Source organism: Halomonas meridiana (assembly GCF_009846525.1).
Taxonomy (GTDB): domain Bacteria; phylum Pseudomonadota; class Gammaproteobacteria; order Pseudomonadales; family Halomonadaceae; genus Vreelandella.
This window is the reverse complement of sequence record NZ_CP024621.1, coordinates 1,450,029-1,473,148: the sequence shown is the minus strand read 5'-3', so window position 1 is coordinate 1,473,148 and position 23,120 is coordinate 1,450,029. Positions and strand designations below refer to the sequence as shown.

General features: G+C 59.8%; 19 protein-coding genes and 1 pseudogene. 15 read left to right on the top strand and 5 right to left on the bottom strand.

The genetic code is table 11. The features are described from left to right. Positions 1-5: 5 nt before the first annotated feature. From CTT34_RS07165 to CTT34_RS07145, 6 genes and pseudogenes are all read left to right on the top strand, one after another. Positions 6-998: a carbohydrate ABC transporter permease gene (locus tag CTT34_RS07165; RefSeq protein ID WP_159341815.1), complete on the top strand. Its 993-nt coding sequence runs from the start codon at positions 6-8 to the stop codon at positions 996-998. After that, positions 998-1,840, top strand: a complete 843-nt coding sequence (locus CTT34_RS07160) for a carbohydrate ABC transporter permease (RefSeq protein WP_159341814.1) — start codon at positions 998-1,000, stop codon at positions 1,838-1,840. The genes CTT34_RS07165 and CTT34_RS07160 overlap by 1 nt, the downstream gene beginning before the upstream one ends. 66 nt (positions 1,841-1,906) lie before the next feature. Beyond that, positions 1,907-3,523, top strand: coding sequence for an alpha-glucosidase family protein (locus CTT34_RS07155; protein WP_159341813.1), 1,617 nt, complete (start codon positions 1,907-1,909; stop codon positions 3,521-3,523). Between the two features lie 65 nt (positions 3,524-3,588). Beyond that, a pseudogene (locus CTT34_RS18625) lies at positions 3,589-4,010 on the top strand (ABC transporter ATP-binding protein); the annotation flags it as partial. Positions 4,011-4,016: 6 nt separating this feature from the next. Further along, on the top strand, positions 4,017-4,694 hold the full coding sequence (locus tag CTT34_RS18620) for an ABC transporter ATP-binding protein (RefSeq protein WP_368027263.1): 678 nt from the start codon (positions 4,017-4,019) through the stop codon (positions 4,692-4,694). Between the two features lie 196 nt (positions 4,695-4,890). Further along, the gene (locus CTT34_RS07145; protein ID WP_159343724.1) at positions 4,891-5,922 is read left to right on the top strand and encodes a LacI family DNA-binding transcriptional regulator; all 1,032 of its coding nucleotides are present in this window, start codon (positions 4,891-4,893) and stop codon (positions 5,920-5,922) included. A 24-nt stretch (positions 5,923-5,946) separates the two neighbouring features. Here CTT34_RS07145 and gap read toward each other — a convergent pair whose 3' ends face one another. Continuing rightward, on the bottom strand, positions 5,947-6,951 hold the full coding sequence (gene gap, locus CTT34_RS07140) for a type I glyceraldehyde-3-phosphate dehydrogenase (RefSeq protein WP_159341812.1): 1,005 nt from the start codon (positions 6,949-6,951) through the stop codon (positions 5,947-5,949). 242 nt (positions 6,952-7,193) lie between these two features. Between gap and pyk the strand changes: the two genes are divergently transcribed. Continuing rightward, a complete protein-coding gene (pyk, locus tag CTT34_RS07135) occupies positions 7,194-8,660 on the top strand; it encodes a pyruvate kinase (protein ID WP_159341811.1) in 1,467 nt (488 codons plus the stop codon). A gap of 54 nt (positions 8,661-8,714) precedes the next feature. Further along, the gene (locus CTT34_RS07130; RefSeq protein ID WP_044629387.1) at positions 8,715-9,191 is read left to right on the top strand and encodes a methylglyoxal synthase; all 477 of its coding nucleotides are present in this window, start codon (positions 8,715-8,717) and stop codon (positions 9,189-9,191) included. An 18-nt stretch (positions 9,192-9,209) separates the two neighbouring features. On the opposite strand, the gene cra is transcribed toward CTT34_RS07130, so the two are convergent. After that, positions 9,210-10,184 carry a catabolite repressor/activator gene (gene cra, locus CTT34_RS07125; protein ID WP_159341810.1) on the bottom strand — a complete coding sequence of 325 codons (975 nt, stop codon included), beginning with the start codon at positions 10,182-10,184 and terminating at the stop codon, positions 9,210-9,212. Positions 10,185-10,421: 237 nt separating this feature from the next. On the opposite strand from cra, the gene ptsP reads away from it, so the two are divergent. From ptsP to CTT34_RS07100, 5 genes are all read left to right on the top strand, one after another. Continuing rightward, the gene (gene ptsP, locus CTT34_RS07120) at positions 10,422-13,292 is read left to right on the top strand and encodes a phosphoenolpyruvate--protein phosphotransferase (protein WP_159341809.1); all 2,871 of its coding nucleotides are present in this window, start codon (positions 10,422-10,424) and stop codon (positions 13,290-13,292) included. Beyond that, the gene (pfkB, locus tag CTT34_RS07115; protein ID WP_159341808.1) at positions 13,292-14,263 is read left to right on the top strand and encodes a 1-phosphofructokinase; all 972 of its coding nucleotides are present in this window, start codon (positions 13,292-13,294) and stop codon (positions 14,261-14,263) included. The genes ptsP and pfkB overlap by 1 nt, the downstream gene beginning before the upstream one ends. Next, complete coding sequence (locus CTT34_RS07110; protein WP_159341807.1) at positions 14,260-15,999, top strand: PTS fructose-like transporter subunit IIB; 1,740 nt, start codon at positions 14,260-14,262, stop codon at positions 15,997-15,999. Before pfkB ends, CTT34_RS07110 begins: the two co-directional genes overlap by 4 nt. 235 nt (positions 16,000-16,234) lie before the next feature. Beyond that, entirely contained in the window at positions 16,235-17,902 is a 1,668-nt protein-coding gene (gene pgi / locus CTT34_RS07105) for a glucose-6-phosphate isomerase (protein ID WP_044629392.1), read from the top strand. Between the two features lie 134 nt (positions 17,903-18,036). Next, a complete protein-coding gene (locus CTT34_RS07100) occupies positions 18,037-18,417 on the top strand; it encodes a gamma-glutamylcyclotransferase family protein (protein ID WP_159341806.1) in 381 nt (126 codons plus the stop codon). 6 nt (positions 18,418-18,423) lie between these two features. On the opposite strand, the gene CTT34_RS07095 is transcribed toward CTT34_RS07100, so the two are convergent. Then, complete coding sequence (locus tag CTT34_RS07095) at positions 18,424-18,987, bottom strand: cysteine hydrolase family protein (RefSeq protein ID WP_159341805.1); 564 nt, start codon at positions 18,985-18,987, stop codon at positions 18,424-18,426. Positions 18,988-19,144: 157 nt separating this feature from the next. Between CTT34_RS07095 and CTT34_RS07090 the strand changes: the two genes are divergently transcribed. Both CTT34_RS07090 and CTT34_RS07085 read left to right on the top strand, forming a co-directional pair. After that, a complete protein-coding gene (locus tag CTT34_RS07090) occupies positions 19,145-20,224 on the top strand; it encodes a PA0069 family radical SAM protein (protein ID WP_159341804.1) in 1,080 nt (359 codons plus the stop codon). A gap of 38 nt (positions 20,225-20,262) precedes the next feature. Next, positions 20,263-20,556: a winged helix-turn-helix domain-containing protein gene (locus CTT34_RS07085; protein ID WP_083026029.1), complete on the top strand. Its 294-nt coding sequence runs from the start codon at positions 20,263-20,265 to the stop codon at positions 20,554-20,556. Here the strand turns inward: CTT34_RS07085 and CTT34_RS07080 are convergent. Further along, positions 20,477-22,783 carry a heavy metal translocating P-type ATPase gene (locus tag CTT34_RS07080; protein ID WP_368027168.1) on the bottom strand — a complete coding sequence of 769 codons (2,307 nt, stop codon included), beginning with the start codon at positions 22,781-22,783 and terminating at the stop codon, positions 20,477-20,479. The two genes, CTT34_RS07085 and CTT34_RS07080, sit on opposite strands and share 80 nt — an antisense overlap. Next, the gene (locus CTT34_RS07075; protein WP_054641095.1) at positions 22,774-23,118 is read right to left on the bottom strand and encodes a hypothetical protein; all 345 of its coding nucleotides are present in this window, start codon (positions 23,116-23,118) and stop codon (positions 22,774-22,776) included. Before CTT34_RS07075 ends, CTT34_RS07080 begins: the two co-directional genes overlap by 10 nt. Positions 23,119-23,120: the final 2 nt, after the last annotated feature.

The window sequence follows — 23,120 nt, the reverse complement described above, 5'->3', positions numbered from 1 at the left end:
CACCTATGTCGAGCTCTTCTCACCACTCTCACCAAAACGCGCCCCTCGGGGCGCGTTCCGCCACGCCAGCGCGGCGGCAACGGGGTACCAAGGTCCGCCGCCAACGCGTCAAGGCGGCGTGGCTGTTCTTAGCCCCCATGCTGATTGCCCTCACGCTGGTGGCGGGCTGGCCGTTACTACGTACGTTTTTCCTGAGTTTTACCGATGCGTCGCTCTCCGATTTGGGCTCGGCGAATCTGATCGGTTTCGAAAACTACCTGGTCTACGACAACGGTCGCTGGTTTGGCGTGCTGGCGGACCCGGTGTGGTGGCAGTCCGTGTGGAACACGGTTTACTTCTCGGTGGTGTCGGTATCGCTCGAAGTCGTTTTCGGCGTCATCGTCGCACTGATTTTGAACGCAGAATTCAAAGGCCGCGTGATCGTTCGGGCGGCCGTGCTGATTCCCTGGGCCATTCCTACCATCGTGTCGGCTCAGATGTGGGCGTGGATGCTCAACGACCAGTTCGGCATCATCAACCACCTGCTGATGATGATCGGCATCATCGATGATCCGATCGCCTGGACGGCCAGCGCCACCTACTCCATGTGGGCGGTGATCATGGTCGACGTTTGGAAAACGATTCCCTTCGTAGCTCTGTTGGTCCTGGCCGCGCTGCAGATGCTGCCCAAAGATTGTTACGAAGCCGCCGAGGTGGATGGTATTCACCCCGTGCGCGTGTTCTTCAAGGTCACGCTACCGCTGATCACTCCGGCGCTGATGGTGGCGGTCATCTTCCGCCTGCTGGATGCCCTGCGGGTCTTCGACGTGATCTATGTATTGACCTCCAACTCCACCAGCACGATGTCGATGTCGGTCTACGCGCGCCAGCAGCTCGTCGAGTTTCAGGATGTCGGCTACGGCAGCGCCGCATCAACGCTGCTGTTCTTGATCATCGCGCTGGCCACCGTGGCTTATCTTTACCTGGGCCGCAAACAGATTCAATTGGGAGGTGACTGATGAACAGCCGTCAGTTAACCAAAGTAGCGAAACGCGTCGGGTTCTGGGCACTGATTGCCGTCATCATGGTGTATGCGGTGTTCCCGTTTTATTACGCGGTGATTACCTCGGTGAAACCCTCCAGCGACCTGTTCCGCGTGGAGCTATGGCCATCGACCTGGAACCTGGATAACTACGCACAAATCTTTAGCCAATCGAGCTTCGTGCGGGCGATTTTCAACTCAATCATCGTCGCGTTCAGCGTGGTATTCATCGCGCTTCTGCTAGGCATCACCGCTTCTTATGCGCTGGGTCGGGTACGCTTTCGGGGCCGCTCCACCGTACTGCTGGTCATTCTAGGGGTTTCGATGTTCCCTCAAGTGGCAGTGCTCTCTGGGCTGTTCGAGGTGATTCGCGCGCTGAATCTCTACAACAACCCGGCAGGCCTCATCCTCAGCTACACCATCTTTACCCTGCCCTTCACAGTGTGGGTGCTCACCACCTTTATGAAGCAGCTCCCCATGGAGCTGGAAGAGGCGGCCATCATGGATGGGGCGACGCCCTGGGTGACCATCACCAAGGTGTTTTTGCCGCTGATGTGGCCGGCCATGGCGACCACGGGCCTGCTGGCATTCATCGCCGCCTGGAACGAGTTTCTATTCGCACTGACCTTCACACTGACCGATGCGCAGCGCACGGTGCCGGTTGCGATTGCCCTTCTGTCAGGCGGTAGTGCCTACGAACTGCCCTGGGGGCCGATCATGGCAGCCTCCGTCGTGGTCACCGTACCGCTGGTGATTTTGGTCATTATTTTCCAGCGCCGCATCGTATCGGGCCTGACCGCGGGTGCCGTCAAAGGCTAACCCACGCAACGAATATATTGATGGGCTGATGTTTATCCGTCAGCCACTTTTTTAAGGAACACAGCAATGCAAGACAACATGATGTGGTGGCGCGGCGGCGTTATTTATCAAATCTATCCGCGTAGCTTCTTAGACAGCCGCGGCGACGGCGTAGGCGATCTGAACGGCATCACCGAAAAGCTGGATTACGTGGCCTCCCTCAACGTGGACGGCATCTGGCTATCGCCCTTCTTTACTTCTCCGATGCTCGACTTCGGCTATGACGTGAGCGACTACCGCGACGTGGATCCGATGTTCGGCACGCTGGAAGACTTCAAGGCGCTGCTGGAAAAAGCTCACTCGCTGGGCTTGAAAGTGATGATCGACCAGGTGATCAGCCATACCTCCGATCAGCACCCCTGGTTCCAGGAAAGCCGCCAAGATCGCACCAATCCTAAAGCCGACTGGTTTGTGTGGGCCGACCCGAAACCCGACGGCACACCGCCCAACAACTGGCTGTCGATTTTTGGCGGCTCGGCGTGGACCTTCGATTCCCGCCGCCAGCAGTACTATCTGCACAACTTCCTGACCAGCCAGCCGGACGTGAACTTCCACAACCCGGAAGCGCGTCAGGCACAGCTCGACAACATGCGTTTCTGGCTGGATTTGGGCGTCGACGGTTTTCGCTTGGATACGGTCAACTTCTACTTCCACGATGCCGAGCTGCGGGACAACCCGCCGGTACCGAAAGGCGAAGCCAAAACCCTGGGTGCACCGGAAGCGAACCCCTATACCTGGCAACGCCATGTCTACGACCTCAGCCGCCCGGAAAACCTGGACTTCCTCAAAGACCTACGCGCGCTGATGGATGAGTACCCCGGCACTACCACCGTGGGTGAGATTGGCGACGATAACCCGCTAGAGCGCATGGCCGAGTACACCGCCGGTGGCGATAAGCTGCACATGGCGTACACTTTCGACCTGCTCAACATGCCCCACTCCGCGAGCTACCTGCGCGAAGTGATCGAGCGTTTCCAACGCTTGGCAGGTGACGCCTGGCCCTGCTGGGCAACTTCCAACCACGATGTGGTGCGTAGCGCGACACGCTGGGGCGCTGACGAAGATCCCCACGCCTACCCGAAAGTGATGCTGGCGATGCTTTTCTCGCTGCGTGGCAGCGTGTGCCTGTACCAAGGCGAAGAGCTGGGCCTGCCGGAAGCGGACGTGCCCTTCGAGCGCATTCAAGACCCCTACGGCAAAGTGTTGTGGCCTGAGTTTAAAGGCCGCGACGGCTGCCGCACGCCCATGCCCTGGACCGACGGCGAACAGGGCGGCTTCTCTTCGGTGGAACCGTGGCTGCCCATGGAAGCTCGCCATTTGGAGTTGGCAGTAAGCCGCCAGCAGGATGACCCCAACGCCACGCTCAACACCGTACGGGCCCTGCTGGCGTTCCGCCGCAGCCACCCGGCGCTGTTTGATGGCAATTTGTCCTTGGTCGATGTCGGTGACGACCTGCTCGGCTTTACCCGTCAAAAAGGCGACGAGACCCTGCTGTGCGTGTTCAACCTGACCGGACAAGAGCAGCAAACTACCCTGCCTGTGGAGGTCGCAAGCGACTTGCCGGTCGTCCACTTTACCGCCACGCGAGACGGCAGCACGCTCACGCTGCCCGCGTACCAAGCCGCCTTTATGCAGGTTGCCTAAACGCCGCCCATAACAGTTAATAACGATAGCCGACCCGCTCCGGTCGAGGTCGGCAAGGAGTTACCATGGCAAGTGTTACGCTTGAAAAGGTCAATAAGGTATTTGGCCGCGATCACATCATCAAAGACGTTGATCTTTCCATTGGCGACGGTGAGTTTGTCGTGTTCGTGGGCCCCTCCGGCTGCGGTAAATCCACCCTTCTGCGCCTGATTGCCGGGCTTGAATCGATCACCGATGGCGACCTAAACATTGGCGGCACCGTGGTGAACGACCTGCCCCCCGCGAGCGCGGCGTGGGCATGGTGTTTCAGTCTTACGCGCTCTACCCGCACATGACCGTCTACGACAACATGGCTTTTGGCCTGAAACTGGCCAACACCGCCAAAGAGACCGTTCACGAACGAGTGATGAGCACGGCCAAAATCCTGCAGCTGGAAGAGCTTCTGCACCGCAAACCCAAAGCCCTCTCTGGCGGCCAGCGCCAGCGCGTGGCGATGGGACGCGCCATGGCGCGGGAGCCGCGCATCCTGCTGTTCGATGAGCCACTCTCCAACCTGGATGCCTCGCTGCGGGTGCAGATGCGTAACGAAATCGCCCGCCTTCATAACCGTCTTGGCTCTACCATGATCTACGTGACCCACGATCAGGTCGAAGCCATGACCCTGGCGGATAAAATCGTAGTGCTCAACCGGGGCCATGTGGAACAAGTGGGCAGTCCCCATGAACTGTACCAGCGTCCGGCCACCAAATTCGTCGCCGGCTTCATTGGCTCGCCCACCATGAACTTCATGCCCGCCGAGCTGATCAGCGGTACCGCCGACGGCTGCCGCGTCAAAGCAGCCGGCATCGGCGACGTATCGCTTCCCCAAGCGGGCGACGCTTACTCACAAGGCACCTCGCTCACGCTCGGAGTGCGCCCCGAGCACCTTCGTTTGGAAGCGCCCCAAGGCGATAACTGCTTCGATATCGTCAACGTCGAGTACCTCGGTAACGAGGTCTACGTGTATCTGGAGCCGAAAGCGGGGTCGACCCTGCTGATCCATCGCAGCGAAGCACCCAGCCAGTGGCAAGAGGGCCAGCAGGTGTCGCTGGTACCAGATACCGAACACGTACACCTATTCGATGAAAGCGGCGCCGCGTTGACACTTGGCAACGCGCGCTCGGCAGCTTAAACACTGATTGACAGACCCATCACGGCCTTGGCTGGGTGAGACACCTTTCGAAGAGGGTAGTCGACACACCATCAAGGCCGTTATTCTTGTGCGCGACAATTAAATAATTAGCCTGCGCTATAAATGCGTCCGGCACGCACTCTCTCCACCAACGTTCTTCACCTGTTTAGGAAGCACCGTGACCGCCCCTCGCCGAATGACCCTAAAGGACCTTGCGCTCGAACTCGGCGTCTCTACCGCGACGATTTCCAACGCCTTCAACCGCCCCGATCAGCTCTCTCCGCTGCTGCGCGATCGTATTCTCAAAGAAGCCAAGCGCTTAGGGTATAGCGGCCCCGATGCCAAAGCGCGCAGCCTTCGCACCGGACGCTCCAGCATCGTGGCGGTGATTCTAGCCGAAAGCCTGACCTACAGCTTGAACGATGCCGTCGCCAGTGAGTTTCTCTCTGGTGTGGCTGAAGTGCTGGATGCCCACGGCCATACCATGCTGCTATTACCGGGCCGAGGCCACGCATCGCAGCCGCCCGGCTCGGCTAATATCGCCGATGGCTTCATCGTGTACGGTTTGATGCCCAACAATAAACTGCTGAATGAACTGCCCTCCCAGCGCCCCCTGGTATCGGTCGACTTCGATATCGACGGCTGTCCCACCGTGCACATCGATGACCGCGATGCCAGCTACGCCATGGCCATGCATGCCCTCAAAGAGCGCCCTGCCCGTCCTGCCATCATCAACCTGCGCTTGACCAAAGAGCACTGCAATGGCCGAGTGACGAAGGCGCATACGATGCTGCCCGACAGCAGTACGATCAGCCGGGCACGTCTAGCCGGGTTTCACGCCGCGCTCAGCGAGCATGGTTTTGATACCGAACAGATTCCGCTATGGAACATCGAGGAGAACGTGTTCGACGTGTGCTCACCGGTGATTACCGAGATTATTGATTTGCCCGACGAGCAGCGCCCCGACCTGCTGCTGTGCATGTCAGACCGCATTGCGCTCACCGCGCTGACGCTGGCCGAGCAGCGGGGCATTCACGTACCGGAGGCGTTACGCATTACGGGGTTCGATGGCATTGCCGAAGGCCAGTACCGTGCCCCTCGTTTGACGACCGTGCGCCAGGACAGCGCAGGCAAAGGACGAGTCGCCGCCAAAATGATTTTGGGGCGGATACCAAAAACCCAGCAGCTGCTCAAAACTGAGCTGCTGCTGGGCGATACTTGTCCTTAGCGGACTCCCCCTAAAACGGCGGGATTATTGCGCGGTTTTCTGCATCGCGATGGCGGTATCCAACATACGGTTGGAGAAGCCCCACTCGTTGTCGTACCACGCCATGATCTTCACCAGACGACCATTAACGCGAGTATGGTTAGCGTCAAAGGTAGACGAGTGCGCATCGTGGTTGAAGTCGATGGAAACCAGCGGCTGGGCGTTGACCGCCAAGACCGGCGAGTTCGCAGCGGCTTTTTCGACGATTTCGTTGATCTCTTCCTTGGTGGTCTCACGGCCCGCCGTGAAAGTCAGGTCCACCAGAGAGACGTTGATCACCGGTACACGCACCGCCAAGCCATCGAACTTGCCCGCCAGCTCCGGCAGTACCAAACCCACGGCTGCCGCAGCGCCGGTTTTGGTCGGAATCATGGAGTGGGTGGCGCTACGGGCACGGTACGGGTCGGAGTGATACACATCCGACAGATTCTGGTCATTGGTGTAGGCGTGAACGGTGGTCATTAGGCCGTTTTCGATACCAACGGCGTCATTCAGCGCTTTAGCGACTGGTGCCAAGCAGTTGGTGGTGCAAGACGCATTCGATACCACCGTGTGCTCAGCGGTCAGAATGTCGTCATTCACACCGTAAACGATGGTGGCATCCGCATCCGGGCTTGGGGCTGAAATAAGAACGCGCTTGGCACCGGCAGCGATGTGCTTAGCGGCCGCCTCGCGTTTGGTGAACAAGCCAGTACACTCCATGACGAGGTCGATATCCATGGACGCCCAGGGCAGGTTGGCCGGGTCGCGCTCGGAGGAGATCGCGATGCGATCACCATCCACGCTGATGCTCTCGGCATCATGCTCGACGCTGAACGGGAAGTGACCGTGCACCGTGTCATGGCGCAGGAGATGGGAGTTTAGGGAAGGGTCACCCAGATCGTTGATCGCAACTACCTGAACGCGATCACGGTAGCCGTTTTCATACAGCGCACGCAGTACGTTACGGCCAATCCGTCCAAATCCGTTAATGGCAACTCTTATTGTCATGGTAGCACCTCAATCAAGCAGTGGTCGTAGATGGCGTATCCAGTAAAAAAATTACTAAAAATACGTATTTAATCACCTATAGGCCGATTAAAACCTGCCATAACCGCCCCTAAAGGCTAATAACTATCCAATATGTAGTAAAATTACTATATAAAGGCTATCGTAGTCCAATACTTAATCAACGATTCACCCGCCCTTTTTTCGGGCCTCGTTCAGCCAACGCTGCTCATCAGGAGTACCATATGACACGTGCAACGTCCCCGACTCCCCTACGCCGTACCAAAATCGTCGCCACGCTTGGCCCAGCCAGTGACCGCCCTGGGGTGTTGGAAGCCATGCTAAAAGCGGGCGTTGACGTGGTGCGACTGAATTTCTCCCATGGGTCTGCCGAAGATCATCGCCGTCGGCTAAGCGCTGTCCGCGAGATCGCCCAGCGCCTGGGCCGCAGCGTGGCTGCACTAGGCGACTTACAAGGCCCCAAAATTCGCATTTCGCGCTTTGCCGACGGTGCCGTTCACCTCGAAGTTGGCCAGCCTTTCGTGCTGGACATGGCGCTGGATGCCAATAGCGGCAGTAACGAGCGCGTCGGCTGTGACTACAAAGCGCTAATCGATGACGTCGCCCCCGGTGACCGTCTGCTGCTGGACGATGGCCGCGTCGTACTGGACGTCACTTCTATCGTTGGGCAAGAAGTTCACACCCGAGTTCACGTGGGCGGCAAACTGTCCAACAATAAAGGCATCAACAAACAAGGCGGCGGTCTTTCTGCCCCGGCGCTGACCGATAAGGATAAAGAAGATCTCAAAACCGCCATCGAGATTGGCGTAGACTATCTCGCCGTCTCGTTCCCACGCAGCGCCGCCGACATGCAGGAAGCGCGCGCTCTGCTGGGTGACGAGGGCAAAGAGATCGGGCTGGTCGCTAAACTGGAGCGTGCCGAGGCCGTTGCCAACGACGAAACCCTAGACGCCATCATCGAAGCGTCAGAAGCGGTGATGGTCGCCCGTGGCGACCTGGGCGTAGAGATTGGCGATGAAGCGCTGATCGGCACGCAAAAGCGCATTATCAAGCATGCCCGCTCACTGAATCGCGCGGTGATCACGGCCACCCAAATGATGGAGTCGATGATCGAATCGCCGCTCCCTACCCGTGCGGAAGTCTTCGACGTAGCCAACGCCGTGCTCGACGCCACCGATGCGGTCATGCTTTCGGCGGAAACGGCGGCAGGCGACTACCCGGTGGAAACCATCGAAGCCATGGACCGCGTCTGCCTGGGTGCCGAGCGCGAGCGCATTGCCCAAGCCTCCGGCCACCGTATTCATGAAGGCTTCGAGCGGATCGATGAAACCATCGCGCTTTCTGCTATGTACGCTGCCAACCACCTAACCGGTGTACGCGCCATTGCCTGCATGACCTCCACCGGCTACACGCCGCTGATTGCCTCGCGCATTCGCTCTGGCTTGCCGATTGTCGGCTTGGCCCACAGCCCCATCGCCCAACGGCGCATGGCGCTCTACCGTGGCGTAGTCTCGATTCCATTCGATACGACGCACATGGAGGCCACCGAGGTGAACCATGAAGCCATCAAACTGCTGAAGGCCCATGGATTGGCACGCCCAGGTGAGCATGTCATTCTTACTCGCGGCGATCATATGAATGCCCACGGTGGCACCAACACCATGAAAGTACTGGCCGTTGATGCCGAGTAACTAACTGCCTCGCCGCACTATCAATAATAAGCGAACGACCAGGAGAGCCATGCCATGAACGATGCCCGCCCACCCCGCCAAGCCGTGCGCACGCTGCAACCGCGCAAGCGTATTGCGCTGATTGCCCACGATGGCAAAAAAACCGAGATGCTGGAGTGGGCGACGCGCTGGCAAGACACACTAAGCCAGCACACGCTGATTGGCACAGGCACCACCGCAGGGCGGTTGAAAACCGCCCTGGGGCTAGAAGTGGAAGGCTTAATGAGCGGGCCGCTAGGCGGCGACCAGCAGATTGGGGCGCGCATCGCCGAGCAGCAGCTCGACGTGCTGATCTTCTTCTGGGACCCCTTTGCACCGCAGCCCCACGACCCGGACGTGAAAGCACTGCTGCGCCTTGCCGCGCTGTGGAACGTGCCGGTGGCGTGTAATGCGGCTAGCGCCGACTTTCTGCTCTCCTCGCCCTATCTTAGCGAACGCTATGATATGTCGATTCCAGACGCGAACGCCTGGGCACAGGCACGCACGGTATAAACCGGGCGCGCCCTGCGCTCAGCGGGTACGCAGGCGGCGCGCGACCACCTGCTGCCCGCATTGGTAGCTTCCATTCATCGCGCCCAGCGCGCACTGAAGCGTCAGCTCGGCGATGCGGTCATAATCCTGCAACGCCGAATTAACCGGCTGAGGCAGAAAATCTAACAGCCGGTGGTCACCAAAAGTGGCTAACCGCAGCGTCTCCGGCAGCCCGCCCTGGGCAAGCAACTCATCAAACACACCTTCCATCAGCGCGTAGGAGGCCGTGACCAGCGCATCTACCTCGCCTGCAGCAAAGAGCTGTTGCGCCAGTTCAACGCCCACATCCCGCTCGTAGCGCCCACCGCTAAAGGTAACGGCTTCAACGCCCTTCCCTTCCAGTGCGGCAAAAAATCCTGCACGGCGCTCCCGGCTTACCGAGAGTTCAGGCATCGCATCCAACCACGCGATTCGCCGAGTTGCACTGCCCATCACCGAGCGCGTCAGCGCATAAGCGGCTTCTTGGTCATTGCTCACCACGCTGGCAAAGCGCTCGGGCGTCAGGCCCCTGTCCATCCCAACAACGCTCCACCCTTCGTCGGCCATATCCGTATAAAAGGTGTCGTTTTCCGGCAGGCAGCTGGCAGTAATCAGCACCTCACAGCGCTGGGCGCGGAGCGCCAAGGCCAGCGTGCGCTCACTGTCCGCGCAGTCATCAGAACTCACCACCAGCAGCTGGTAGCCACGCTCTCGAGCACCGCGTTCAAGGCGTTTGGCAAGGCGCGCGTAGCTGATATTTTCTAAATCCGGCACGATCAAACCGATCAACCGGCTAGCGCCACGGCGCAGCGCGGCGGCCTGAGGGTCAATGTGATAGCGGTGCTGACGCACAACGGCCATCACTTTATCGATAGTGGCCGGGCTAATGCGCCGCTGCTCGGCCTGGCCGTTGATTACATAGCTTGCCGTGGTGCGCGAAACCCCGGCGAGCCGGGCAATATCGGCAAGTGTCATGCTGGTTTCCCCCTAAATGAAGACGGCAGTTTAGCAGCCGTTTTACCCTCTTCAGACCAAAGTCTAAAAAGACAACCCTTGTGTCCAAAAGTGAATCGATTCAGCATAGCCAACTATACACAGGTGACACGATTCATCCAGCTAACCACAACGATCTACGACTAACGTTTTATGCGCGCATTTTCGCCGCCAATCGCAGACGTTGCCGTTGCCTGACCGCGTTTACAGGAGACCCCTATGTTGACACTCGGCCCCGATGACATCTTGCTCGACCGCCACGCGGACAACTGGCAAGCTGCGCTCGACAGCGCCGCCAACGCCCTGGCAGAGGCTGGCTTGGTTGCGGCCGAGTACCGCGATGGCCTCCACGCCCGCGAAGCGCAGTCCTCAACGTACCTAGGCAACGCAATTGCGATTCCCCACGGCACTCCGGAAAGCCGCCATCACGTCAAACGTACCGGCGTGCGGGTGCTGCAGTTTCCTAAAGGGGTACAGTGGCACGACGGCAACACCGTACATGTGCTGGTCACCATTGCGGCACAAAACGACGAGCACCTGGATATTCTGCGCCAGCTTACCCACGTACTCGACCGCGACGGCGTGGCAACCGAGTTGGCCCGCGCCAGCTCCGCCGCCGATGTTGCGCGCCTGCTCTCGAAGCCGTCCTTAGCGCCGCGTCTGGATGCCGATACGCTATGTGTTAACTTTCCCGCCCGCGACCCTCAGGAACTAGCCCTGGCGGCGGCAGCGCGGCTGCGTCAAAGCGGCTGCGTGGATAACGGCTTTATTAGTGCCGTGGCGAGCGCCCAGCCCCAGTGGTTGGGTAAAGGCTTATGGCTTTCAAGCCACGCCCAAGGGGTGAACCAGCCCGCACTAGGCGTGGCAACGCCCGCCAATGGCACCATCGAACACGGCGGCCATCCGGTTCATGCACTGTTCTGCCTGGCCGCCAGCGGCGATGCCCACCGACCGCTGCTCGAGCAGCTGATGGCGGTACTGGAAAACGGCGAAAGCGATAGCTTTGTAGGCAAAAATAGCGCCCAGCTGCTGGCGGCGCTGGCCGGTGAAACCGCCAGCACCCAAACCCGCCGCGTGCGCGTTCTGAACCCCCACGGCCTGCACGCTCGCCCGGCTAAACAGCTGGTACAGATCGCCCGCGCCCAGCCCATGCCCATCAACGTGCGCCTGGAAGAAGGCAGCGCCACTACCGTCTCTGCTGCCAGCTTGACCAAAGTGATTGGCCTGGGTGCGCGCCGTGGTCAGTGGCTGATATTTTCTGCCGAGGGCGAACAGGCAAGCGCCGCGCTGGATGCGGTTGCCGCCGCTGTCGAAGAGGGCTTGGGTGAAAAAGTCACGCCGTTCGATGGGGGCCGCGATGCCACGCCCGCCGCCAACGCCAGCAAGCCTGCCGTGGAGCCGCTGGCCGCCGACAAGCCGCACACCGGCGTGGCAGCCTCCCCAGGGTTAGCGATTGCCCCGGTGTTCGTCATTCGCCCGATGCAGTTTGATTACCCGGAGCATGCCAGCGACCCCACCCAAGAGATCGCACGCCTAGAGGCCGCTCTCAAAGAGGGCGCTGCCCAACTGCAGGCGCTGGTACACAACGCCCCTGGCGGCGAAGTGGCCGACATTCTCTCCATGCATGAAGAGATGCTCGACGACCCCGAACTGCACCAGGCGGCGATTGACGCCATCCGCGAAGGCCGCTCGGCGGAAGCGGGCTGGTGGGAAGCTATCGACACCGCCGCCCACGCCCAAGAGATGCTGGCAGACCGACTGCTGGCCGAACGCGCCGCCGACCTGCGCGATGTAGGCCGCCGCGTGCTCGGCGTGCTTTGCGACGTTACCCTGCCCGAGCCACCCGACCACCCCTATATTTTGGTGATGGACGATATCGGCCCCTCCGATGTGGCCCGCTTAGACACATCCCGCGTGCGTGGCCTGCTGACCGTTCGCGGCGGTGCCACGGCGCACAGCGCTATTCTGGCTCGCGCCCTTGGCATTCCTGCGGTAGTAGGTGCCGGTGAAGCGGTCATGGCGCTACACAACGGCGGCATGATGATTCTGGATGGCGAGCGCGGCCGCGTGACCTCGCAACCTTCCGAGGAGCGCCTGCGCCGCGCCGAGCAGCAACTGCTTGACCAGCAGCAGCGTGAGGCGGATGCCTGGGAGCTGCGCTTCGAGCAGGCGCAAACCCGCGACGGTCATAAGGTGGAAGTGGCTGCCAACCTCGGCAACACTGCCCACGCCGCCGATGCGGTAGAGCGCGGCGCGGAAGGGGTCGGCCTGCTGCGCACCGAGTTCCTGTTTATGGCCTACTCCAGCGCGCCGGATCTCGCTACGCAAATCGCCGAATACCGTGAAGCCACCGATGCCCTCAATGGCCGCCCGCTCGTCGCCCGGACCCTGGACGTCGGCGGCGACAAGCCGCTGCCCTACTGGCCGGTGCCCCAGGAAGACAACCCCTTCCTCGGCCTGCGCGGTATTCGCTTAGCGCTGACCCAACCAGAAGTGCTGGAAACCCAGATTCGCGCGCTGCTGATGGCCGCCGTGGGCAAACCGCTACGCATCATGCTGCCGATGGTTAAAGACGTAGCCGAATTCCGCGCGGCGAAGGCGATTTACGACCGCCTGCTCAAAGAGATCTCCCCGCAGCAGCGCGCCACCGACGTACAGCTTGGCGTGATGATTGAGGTGCCCTCCAGCGCCTTGTTAGCACCCACGTTGGCCGCCGAAGTCGACTTCTTCTCAGTGGGTACCAACGACCTAACGCAGTACACTCTCGCGATTGATCGCGGCCACCCAGAGCTTTCCGCTCAAGCCGATGGCCTGCACCCTGCGGTACTGCGGTTGATTCAAATGACCGTTGAGGCCGCCCATGCACAAGGCAAATGGGTCGGCGTGTGTGGCGAACTGGCTTCTGATGCCATGGCCGTGCCGGTTCTGGTGGGCTTAGGTGTCGATGAACTCTCGGTTAGCGCACGCCAAATCCCGCTGGTCAAAGCCCGCCTGCGCGAGTTTGATCTTGCCCAAGCCCAGGCCAGCGCCCAGTTAGCGCTGAGCAAAGCCACCAGCGACGAAGTACGCGACGCCCTGGAGGCCAGCTAATGGCACGAGTTGTCTGTATTACACTCAACCCAGCGCTGGACCTTGCCTTCAATCTGGATGCGCTGACGCTGGGGCACGTCAACCGCCCCACCGGCGCGCAGCTGGAAGCCGCAGGTAAAGGGGTGAACGTCGCGCGGGTATTGGCAAGCCTGGGCCACGAAGTGATGGTCAGCGGCTTCTTGGGCGAAGAGAACGACGCTCCTTTCAGCCTCGCCTTCCCTCGTTACGGCGTCGAAGATGCCTTCGTGCGGGTCCCGGGCAACACGCGCATCAACGCCAAACTCGCTGAGCAGAGCGGCCGTGTAACCGACATCAACGGCCCCGGCATGCCCATCGAAGTCGCCCACCTGGAGGCTTTACGCACCAAACTAAACGGCCTGTTTGAAAGTAGCGCGCCGCCTGAAGCCGTGGTGGTCGCAGGCAGCCTGCCTCCCGGCATCGACCAGCCCGCGTTTGGCGAGCTGCTTGCCTTCCTGAAAGGTTTCGGGGTGCCGCTGTGGGTGGATACCAGCGGACCGGCGCTGCTCACGGCGATTGCCGCGCGGCCTGCCGCAGTCAAGCCCAACGAAACCGAGCTGGCCGACTGGGCCGGTAGCGCCCTTGATAGCGACCAACAGCGCCAAGCCGCCGCCGAGCGGCTGCACGCCAGTGGAATCGAGCACGCGCTGATTTCAGCGGGTGCAGAAGGCGTTTTATGGGTGAGCCAGCACGGCACTTGGCAATCCACGCCGCCGACCGTTACCGCCACCAATACCGTTTGCGCGGGCGACACCTTTGTGGCCGGCATGCTCCACGGGCTGCTGAGCCAGCACTCGCCCGACGATACGCTTCGTTTCGCCACGGCGCTTTCTGCCGAAGCGGTACGCCATGTCGGTGTGGGTACTACCCACGCCGATGATTTTGACTCACTCCAACAACAGACCCGGGTACGGCGTCTTGACGACACCCACACCGAGGGAGCCACGCGATGAACCTAATCCTGATTACCGCCTGCCCCAGCGGCATGGCGACCACTTTTCTGGCCGCCAAGCGCCTAGAGCAAGCCGCCACGCGGCTGGGCTGGAACGTTCATGTAGAGATGCACGGTGAGATTGCGCCACTGCAAGCCGCCAGCGCCGAGCAGATTGCTAACGCCGATTTGATCGTCGTGGCCGCCGACCACGTACCCGCCCCGGAGCGCTTCGAAGGCAAGCGGCTATTCCAGGCTCCAATTGCCAGCGCCCTGCCCGACCCCAGCGCCTTTTTAAGCCAGGCCAAGCGGGAAGCACCGATTTACAGCGCCCCGGCAGCCACCGCTGCGGCTCCGGCCAACAGCGGGAATGGCAAAAAAATCGTTGCCGTCACCGCCTGCCCCACCGGTGTTGCCCACACCTTTATGGCCGCCGAAGCGCTGGCCGAAGCGGGTAAGGCCATGGGCCACCAGATTCGTGTGGAAACCCAAGGCTCGGTGGGCGCGCAAAACAAACTCACGGAAGCGGAAATCGCCGACGCTGATGTGGTCGTGTTGGCCTGCGATATCGAAGTGGATCCTTCACGCTTTGCAGGCAAACGGGTTTATCGCACCTCTACCGGCAATGCGCTGAAAAAGCCGCGCCCGACCCTGGAGGCTGCCTTCACCGACGCCGCTGTGGAAGACGGCTCCAGCGCCGCCAGCAGCAGCGCCACCGCCAAGAAGAGCATCAAAGAGAAAGGCGTCTATAAACACCTGCTGACCGGTGTTTCCTTTATGCTGCCCATGGTGGTGGCGGGTGGCTTGTTAATAGCCCTCTCGTTCGTGTTCGGTATCGAAGCGTTCCAGGAAGAAGGCACCCTGGCCGCTGCACTGATGCAGATTGGTGGCGGCACAGCCTTCGCGCTGATGATTCCCGTTCTGGCGGGTTACATCGCCTACTCCATCGCCGACCGCCCCGGTATTGCCCCCGGCATGATTGGCGGTATGTTGGCCGCCGAGATTGGCTCCGGGTTTATCGGCGGTATTTTGGCCGGTTTCCTGGCGGGCTACGTGGCCCTTGCCGTCACGCGCTACGTAAAACTGCCCTCCAGCGTTGAGTCGCTCAAACCGATTCTGATCATCCCGCTGATTGCCAGCTTGGTCACCGGCCTGACGATGATCTACGTGATTGGCGAGCCGGTGGCTGCCGTACTGAACGCGCTCACCGGCTTCCTGGAGTCCATGGGCTCGACCAATGCCGTGCTACTGGGCATTCTGCTCGGGGCCATGATGTGCTTCGACCTGGGTGGCCCGGTCAACAAAGCGGCCTACACCTTTGGCGTCGGCCTGTTGGCCTCTGAAACCTACGGTCCAATGGCCGCGATCATGGCCGCCGGCATGGTGCCCGCGATTGGTATGGGTATTGCCAGCTTCGTGGCGCGTAACAAGTTCTCTGCCCCCGAGCGAGAAGCGGGTAAAGCCTCGTTCGTGCTGGGCCTGTGCTTTATCAGTGAAGGCGCGATTCCCTTTGCGGCGAAAGACCCGCTGCGCGTGATTCCCGCCTGTATCGCCGGTGGTGCGGTCACGGGTGCGCTCTCCATGCTGGTGGGTGCCAAACTGATGGCCCCCCATGGCGGTATCTTCGTGCTGCTGATTCCTAACGCCATTACTCCCGCTCTGCTTTACCTGGGCGCGATTGTGGTGGGCTCATTGATCACCGGCCTGGGCTACGCGTTTATCAAACGTGGCGCTGCCCAAGTAGCCGTTGCCAGCTAAAAGCGGCACACTAAGGGCGAGGCAATCTCGCCCTTTTGTTTTTCAGTCAGACATTCAAGACGACCACCACCCCGCTGTTTTATTAACCATTTTTCTTACCATTGATCGCTAACTGTTGTTCTCAAGCGCGCAACATGTAGTATTTTTACATAAATAACAGCGACGCCAAGGGTCGGACACGCCCCGTTAGCGATAACGATGTAAAACAGATGTAAAAACAACAGGACCGCCCGTTATGTTTCAACTCACTCGCAGCGTTACTTGGCAGGCCCTAGAGCGCCTGCGCGATAAAACCGCCAATGACCGCATTCGTGACTACTTTACGAATGATCCGCAGCGCTTTGAAAAAATGAGCCTCCGCGTCGGCGGCCTTTTTCTAGATTACTCCAAGCATCAGGTATCGGATGAAGTGCTGGCTAAACTAATCGAGCTAGCCGACCATTCCGCCCTGGTACAGCGCCGCGCCCAAATGTTTTCTGGCGACATTATCAACGTGACCGAGAACCGCCCGGTACTCCACACCGCCCTACGCCATCTTGGTGATGAACCGGTGTATGTGGACGGCGAAGACGTGATGCCAGAAATCACCCGCACCCGCGAGCAGATCAAGCTGTTCTCGGAAGCGGTGCGTAGCGGCGAGTGGAAAGGCTATAACGGCCAGCGTATTAAAGATGTGGTCAATATCGGCATCGGCGGCTCGGACCTTGGCCCCAACATGGCAGTGCGTGCGCTGTTGAAGTATCGCCACCCAGAGCTGCACTTCCACTTCGTTTCCAACGTGGACGGCACCCATATACAGAAAGTGCTGTCGCGGCTAGACCCCGCCACCACGCTGTTTATCGTCTCTACCAAAACCTTCTCCACCCAGGAAACCCTGCTCAACGCCAAGACGGCGCGGCGCTGGTTCCTGGAGAACGCTGGCGAAGACGCGGACGTGGGCGCGCACTTCATTGCCGCTTCCACCAACCGCAAAGCGGCGATGGAGTTCGGTATTCGCGAAGAGAACGTGTTTGAGTTTTGGGCCTGGGTGGGCGGCCGCTACTCCATGTGGTCTTCCATCGGCTTACCGATTGCGCTCTCGATTGGCTTTGAAGGCTTTATCGAGCTGCTGGAAGGCGCCCATGAGATGGACCGGCACTTTATCGAAGCGCCTTTCGCTCAGAACATGCCGGTACTGATGGCGCTGATCGGCATCTGGTACATCAACTTTATCGGCGCGGAAACCCAGGCCATCGTGCCCTACGACCAAGCGCTCAACCAGTTACCCTCTTTCCTGCAGCAGCTGGATATGGAGTCTAACGGCAAGTCGGTGGATATTTTCGGCCACCCGGTGAACTACAAAACCGGCCCGATTGTGTGGGGCCAAACCGGCTCCAACGGCCAGCACGCCTTCTTCCAGCTGCTGCACCAGGGCACGCGCTATGTGCCCATCGATTTTATCGCCTCGCTCAAGCCGGAACCGGGCGTGGAAGACCACCACTTCGCGCTACTGACCAACATGCTGGCCCAAGCCAACGCCTTTATGGAAGGCAGCCAAGGCGACAGCAAAGAGCTTAGCCAGCTCGACCCCTACAGCTGCCCCGGCAACCGCCCCTCCAGCACCCTGCTGCTCGACGAGCTAACGCCGAAAAACCTGGGCGCGCTGATTGCGCTCTACGAGCACAAGGTGTTCGTGCAGGGCGTGATTTGGAACATCAACTCGTTCGACCAGTGGGGCGTACAGCTAGGCAAGCGCATCGCCGGTGAAATCAGCGAGCGCATCGATGCCAACGCCGCCGACTTCGACGCTTCTACGCAGGGGCTTTTGGAGTTAGTACGAGCGCACTTTCCCACCAGCGCACGCAAAGCCGATAGCGCCGAGCCAGCAAGCAGCGATAAAAAACCGGTGCGGAAGAAGCGTTAGGATAAAAAGTAAGTAAGCACAGCGCCTTGGCAGACTGCCAGGGCGCTTTTGGGTCAATGCCTAATGAGTGGCTCTCAACCGTCGACAATCGGCGCGTAGCCGTGGCTTATTGAACATTGTGAAAAGGTGAACCCATGCAGCATCTTCACCAAGCCATCCAGCACTGCCCACGAGTAGCGGTATACGGCACGTTAAAGTACGGCCATCGCAATCATCACTGGCTAAACGGCGCTGACATGCTGGGCCAAGACCGTTTAACGGGAATCACACTTTACGACCTTGGCCCCTACCCAGGCGCTAAGCTCACGCCATCTACAGGCGTTACGGTGGAAGTGTATGCCATTTACGCCGAACAGCTAGCACGATTGGATGAGCTAGAAGATTACCTGCATAACTCTCCCGACAAGGGGATGTACGACCGAAGGGTGTTGGCAACACAGTATGGCGATGCCTGGTGCTATATCTACAATCCACCGGTTGAGGCAACGTCGCAGATCAAGAGCGGAGAGTGGTAAACCGATTTACAGTAAGGCCAATGCCTCTTCCGTACTCACAACCTCCGCATACTCCCCGTCTAAATTCGCAAGCGACATCGCATGCACCTCTTCGCCAGTGCGATAGATACCAGCGTAATCTTGCTTTGCGAATGTGAAGGTGGCATCGCTCACCACATAAGTATCGAAGCCTAAATTCCCCGCTGAACGTACCGTGGCTTCGACCGAATTACTGGTACTGACGCCTACAATGACCAGCTTATAGATGCCGCGTACGCGTAGCCAGCGCTCTAACCCAGAGTGCGTGAACGCATCGGGCACGTTTTTATCGACGATATGTTCGGTAGCGAGTGGCTCAAACGCAGGCTGGAATAGCACGCCGCTCTGCCCGGGCCAAAAAGGCGATTCGGGTGAGCGAGAGAGATGACGCACATGAACCACTGACTGCTGGCTTTGCTGCCAAGTGGCTAGCAGTCGCTGAATGTTGGCTTCGGCTTGCGGGTTATTGCGCTCTCCCGCTTTTTCAGTCGCCATGCCCTGCTGCATGTCGATAATGATCAGCGCCACACGCTGATTCTTCGTCGCGTACATGCTTTCCCTCCTGCAATCATCCAAGTAAGTCGTCCCTCTTTTCCCAAAATACCATTAGCGCTGTCGTGGCTGTACTGCCCGCTTGGTTGCGGTGCTGCGCAAACCCCATATACTGTATTTATACACATATATATTGATACTACGTATGAGGTGGCAGATGACATCACTGGATCCCTCTCGCGCTACCGTGCATAAAGGGCGCGGTGCAACCTACGACCCGCATAATCGTTTTGCCCCTACCCGCAGCGTGGCGGAGGATGATGGCTGGTGGCAGGAAGAAGCCCCTACCTCACTGGCAACAGAAGTGCGCGAGGAAGCCAGTAAAAGCGCGCTCTCTTGGAACAACTCGCCGGACTTACCTTTTGATCGTTCGCTTAACCCGTATCGCGGTTGTGAGCATGGCTGTGTCTACTGCTATGCGCGTCCCTCTCACGCCTATTGGGATTTATCACCGGGGCTGGATTTTGAAACCAAATTGATCGCCCGCCACGGGCTGGTGGAGCATTTAAAAGAGGAGCTTTGCCACCCCCACTATGTTTGCCGCCCCATTAACCTCTCCGGCAATACCGACTGTTACCAGCCGCTAGAGGCCACCTACCAAACCACCCGCCGCTTGCTGGAATTGCTGTTGGCTTGCCGCCACCCGGTGACGCTAGTGACGAAAAGCACGCTGATTTTGCGGGATATCGATCTACTAGCAGAAATGGCGGAGCATCGCTTGGTGCGGGTGTTCGTGAGCTTGACCAGCCTAGACGCTAACCTAAAACGCACGCTGGAACCCCGTGCGGCATCGCCGCAGGCACGCCTGAAAGTGATTCGTGAGCTAAACACGGCGGGAATACCGGTGGGCACGCTGGTATCGCCGATTATTCCCGGCCTGACCGACCACGAAATTGAGCGCATTCTGGAAGCCGCCAGCCGTGCCGGGGCGCGCACCGCCACCTGGATGCTGCTGAGGCTACCCCACGAGGTCGCGCCGCTGTTTGAAGCGTGGCTAGAAGCCCACTACCCCAAGCGCGCCGCTAAGGTAATGAGTTTGATGCGCCAGTGCCGGGGCGGTAAAACCTACGATGCGGCCTTTGGTAAGCGCTTTCGCGGTGAGGGAGTATTCGCTGACTTAATCGCCCAGCGGTTTCAGCGTGCTAGCCGCCAATGGAACATGCAGCCACGCACCGAGCAGGGGCTGAATACCCGTGATTTTCGCCCGCCCCGGGCACAGGGGGATTTATTTGATTAGACTGCAGGAATACCCATCACTAAGAAGACGCCCTCTCCATGTCGCTCAGCAAAACAAAATCCAGCTTTTACCGCCGCCTTTACGTGGCCCACTTGATTGAGCAAGGCGTGGCCAGCGTACCCGCGCTGATGGAAGCCACCGGCATGCCGAGGCGCACCGCCCAAGACACCATTACGTCCCTGGGGGAATTGGATATTGAGTGCGTATTTGAAAAAGGCGACGGCGAGCGCCACAACATTGGCCACTACACCATTAAGCAGTGGGGCGCGATTGACCCTCAGTGGGTGGCATCGAACGCTGAGCGCTTAGGGCAGGTACTGGGCTATCGCTAGCCTCGTCAGGCTCTGCCCACGCAAGGCGCGCTGTATTTAACGTCACGCTGAGCGAGCTTGCTGCCATCGCCAGTACGGCGGCCAAGGGCGGTACCGCCATCATTATCACCAGCCCAAGCGCCAGCGTGTTATAAAGCGCCGAAAACACTAGGTTTTGTACCATGACTCGGCGGGTGCGCTTAGCCAGTGCCAATAGCCTTACGATACCGCTCACCCCAGGCCAAAGCAGCTGTGCGGCCGCTCCGTTGCGGGCGGCTTCGCTGGCTTGCATGGGGGCGACGCCTACCCCGGCTTCGGCAAGGCTCAAGGTATCGTTCACCCCGTCGCCCACATAGAGCGTGGGCGATGGCAGCGCTTTGAGCAGCGCAGCTTTGGCTTCCGGCGAACGCTGGGCGTAGCACGCGTTTTTTGCTAGCCCCACCTGCAGGCCAAGCCAGCCCACCGGCCCCTGGCGGTCGCCGCTGATCAGCGCCACGATGTACCCTGAGCGCTGTAGTTCGGCAAGGCTCGCTGTCGCATCGCTTACCGGCTGGTCGGCACAGTAGAGCGTGGCAAGCCAACCGCGGCTGTTGGCTACTACCACCTGTGAAGCAAAGGCGTAGTCAGGGTGTTGGGCGTTATCTGGCAACGATGTGCCCAGCTGCTGCTCTATCCATGCGGCGCTACCTGACCACCATCGCTCTCCGTTTTGAAACGTTGTTTGCTGGCCTTTGCCGGGATGCTCCTCAAGATGAAGTACTTTATGAAGTGCCTTGGGCGGCGTTGCTGTTTCAGCCTTGTTCGCCCAGTCCAGCAAACCGCTGGCTAGCGGGTGTTCGCTTTGGCTGACGGCGCTGTGCAGCATCGTCTGAAAAATCGTGAGATCTTCGCCCTGGCGCAGTGCGGCGTGCACTACCTGATGCTGACCCCGGGTGAGCGTACCGGTTTTATCGAAGGCAATGCCGCGTACGTTCGCCAGGGTTTCAAAAGCAGCAGGGTCGCGAAGCGCAATGCCCTGCTGTAACGCTTGGCTGCTACCGGCAAGGCTTGCCAGCGGAACCGCCAGCCCCACCGCGCAGGGGCAAGCCACCACTAAAACAGAAAGCGCACGCACAGCAGCGTCTTCTAGACCAAGGCCCAATAGCAGCCCGAGTGGGAGTGTCAGCACAGCCAGCAGCAGCGCTACGGGGCTTAGCCATGAGGCAAAGCGGTCGGCCAGCTTGTGCAATTCGCCCTTTTTTGCCTGGGCGCGGCGCATTTGCTCGCACAGTTTATCCACCCGCCGCTGGCCGACGGTGGCCGTCACAGTCACCTTCAAAGGCGCTGCGTTTAGCCCCGCCGCATAGCGGCAGCCCGCATAGACGCGCTGCCCAGCATGCAGATAACAGGGCACGCTTTCCCCAGTGAGCGTGGCGGTATCCAGCCAGCCGGGCGTTTCCAGCAGTCCATCCAAGGGCACCTGCTCACCAGGGGGCACTTCAATCACGGCTCTCATGGAGACTTCCCCAACGGGCTGCGTGTCGCGCTGCCCGCCTTGGCAAACCACCACATCAGCTTCCGGCAGCCTTAGTGCATCAAAGGCTTTAAGCCCCCGCTGCCTGCACAGGGTTTCGACCAGCCGGCCCACCAGAAGCAGCACAATCAGCATCACCGCAGTATCGAAATAGACCTCAGAAGAGCCGCGCAGCAGCAGCCCTACCGATACCGCTATGGCGCCTATCACCCCCAGGCTTACCAATACATCCATGCCGGGGCGTCGGGCCAATAGCGTGCGCCACCCCGCTCGGTAAAACGGAAGGCCGGAATAGAGCACGACGGGCAGTGAAAAGGCACCGGCCACCCACGCAACGACCAGCTCTATGGTGGCATTGGGCAGCGCGCCCACGTAGATCAGCAGCGATGCCAACATGGTCCACATGCCCAACACCGCACCTACAATCAGGCGCAGCGTGAGGTAGCGGCTCTCTTGGGCTAAGCGCTGCTGGGCATCTTGTACTGGTTCTAGCTCGCTCAGCTGATAGCCCAGCCGTTTCACCACGGGGGCTAACGCCGCCAACTGAGTTGCTGCGGGAGTGCCTTTCACCCATACCGTTGCAGTAGGGTAATGAACGCTGGCCTCAGCGACTCCCGGCACGCGGGCTAGCGCGCCCTCTACCGCCAGCGCACAGCTGGTACACCACATGCCATGAAGCGTATAGAGCGGTGCGTCGTCATAAGCAGGCGAGTCACTGTTTACGGTTACAGACAAGGCGGCACGCCAATGATGGGTAGCCCCGCAAACGCCACGCCGAAAGCAGAAAACAAGTAGAGCCAACCGGATACCACGGCATGAAAGCGCTGACGCCCCTGGTGCTGCTTGGCTGTGCGGCAGCACCCCCACGCCAACAGCACAAGCCCAGCAGCACAGAGAAGAGTAAAACCGCCCAAGCCTGCGTTGAGCAGCGTGAGTGATCTGGCCTCCGGCGGCGGTGGATTTACCGCACAGGCCACCGATAGGCCGCTATACACGGCCACAAACCAAACGCTCCAAAGCGTTAGCCCCACTATCAAATGGATAGGGTGGGTAAAGTTCAATCGTTCCATCG

Bases quoted from the DNA above. Each gene is read 5' to 3' on its own strand.
- CTT34_RS07165 (WP_159341815.1), top strand. From the start codon at position 6: ATGTCGAGCTCTTCTCACCACTCTCACCAAAACGCGCCCCTCGGGGCG.
- CTT34_RS07160 (WP_159341814.1), top strand. From the start codon at position 998: ATGAACAGCCGTCAGTTAACCAAAGTAGCGAAACGCGTCGGGTTCTGG.
- CTT34_RS07155 (WP_159341813.1), top strand. From the start codon at position 1,907: ATGCAAGACAACATGATGTGGTGGCGCGGCGGCGTTATTTATCAAATC.
- CTT34_RS18620 (WP_368027263.1), top strand. From the start codon at position 4,017: ATGGGACGCGCCATGGCGCGGGAGCCGCGCATCCTGCTGTTCGATGAG.
- CTT34_RS07145 (WP_159343724.1), top strand. From the start codon at position 4,891: ATGACCCTAAAGGACCTTGCGCTCGAACTCGGCGTCTCTACCGCGACG.
- gap (WP_159341812.1), bottom strand. From the start codon at position 6,951: ATGACAATAAGAGTTGCCATTAACGGATTTGGACGGATTGGCCGTAAC.
- pyk (WP_159341811.1), top strand. From the start codon at position 7,194: ATGACACGTGCAACGTCCCCGACTCCCCTACGCCGTACCAAAATCGTC.
- CTT34_RS07130 (WP_044629387.1), top strand. From the start codon at position 8,715: ATGAACGATGCCCGCCCACCCCGCCAAGCCGTGCGCACGCTGCAACCG.
- cra (WP_159341810.1), bottom strand. From the start codon at position 10,184: ATGACACTTGCCGATATTGCCCGGCTCGCCGGGGTTTCGCGCACCACG.
- ptsP (WP_159341809.1), top strand. From the start codon at position 10,422: ATGTTGACACTCGGCCCCGATGACATCTTGCTCGACCGCCACGCGGAC.
- pfkB (WP_159341808.1), top strand. From the start codon at position 13,292: ATGGCACGAGTTGTCTGTATTACACTCAACCCAGCGCTGGACCTTGCC.
- CTT34_RS07110 (WP_159341807.1), top strand. From the start codon at position 14,260: ATGAACCTAATCCTGATTACCGCCTGCCCCAGCGGCATGGCGACCACT.
- pgi (WP_044629392.1), top strand. From the start codon at position 16,235: ATGTTTCAACTCACTCGCAGCGTTACTTGGCAGGCCCTAGAGCGCCTG.
- CTT34_RS07100 (WP_159341806.1), top strand. From the start codon at position 18,037: ATGCAGCATCTTCACCAAGCCATCCAGCACTGCCCACGAGTAGCGGTA.
- CTT34_RS07095 (WP_159341805.1), bottom strand. From the start codon at position 18,987: ATGTACGCGACGAAGAATCAGCGTGTGGCGCTGATCATTATCGACATG.
- CTT34_RS07090 (WP_159341804.1), top strand. From the start codon at position 19,145: ATGACATCACTGGATCCCTCTCGCGCTACCGTGCATAAAGGGCGCGGT.
- CTT34_RS07085 (WP_083026029.1), top strand. From the start codon at position 20,263: ATGTCGCTCAGCAAAACAAAATCCAGCTTTTACCGCCGCCTTTACGTG.
- CTT34_RS07075 (WP_054641095.1), bottom strand. From the start codon at position 23,118: ATGGAACGATTGAACTTTACCCACCCTATCCATTTGATAGTGGGGCTA.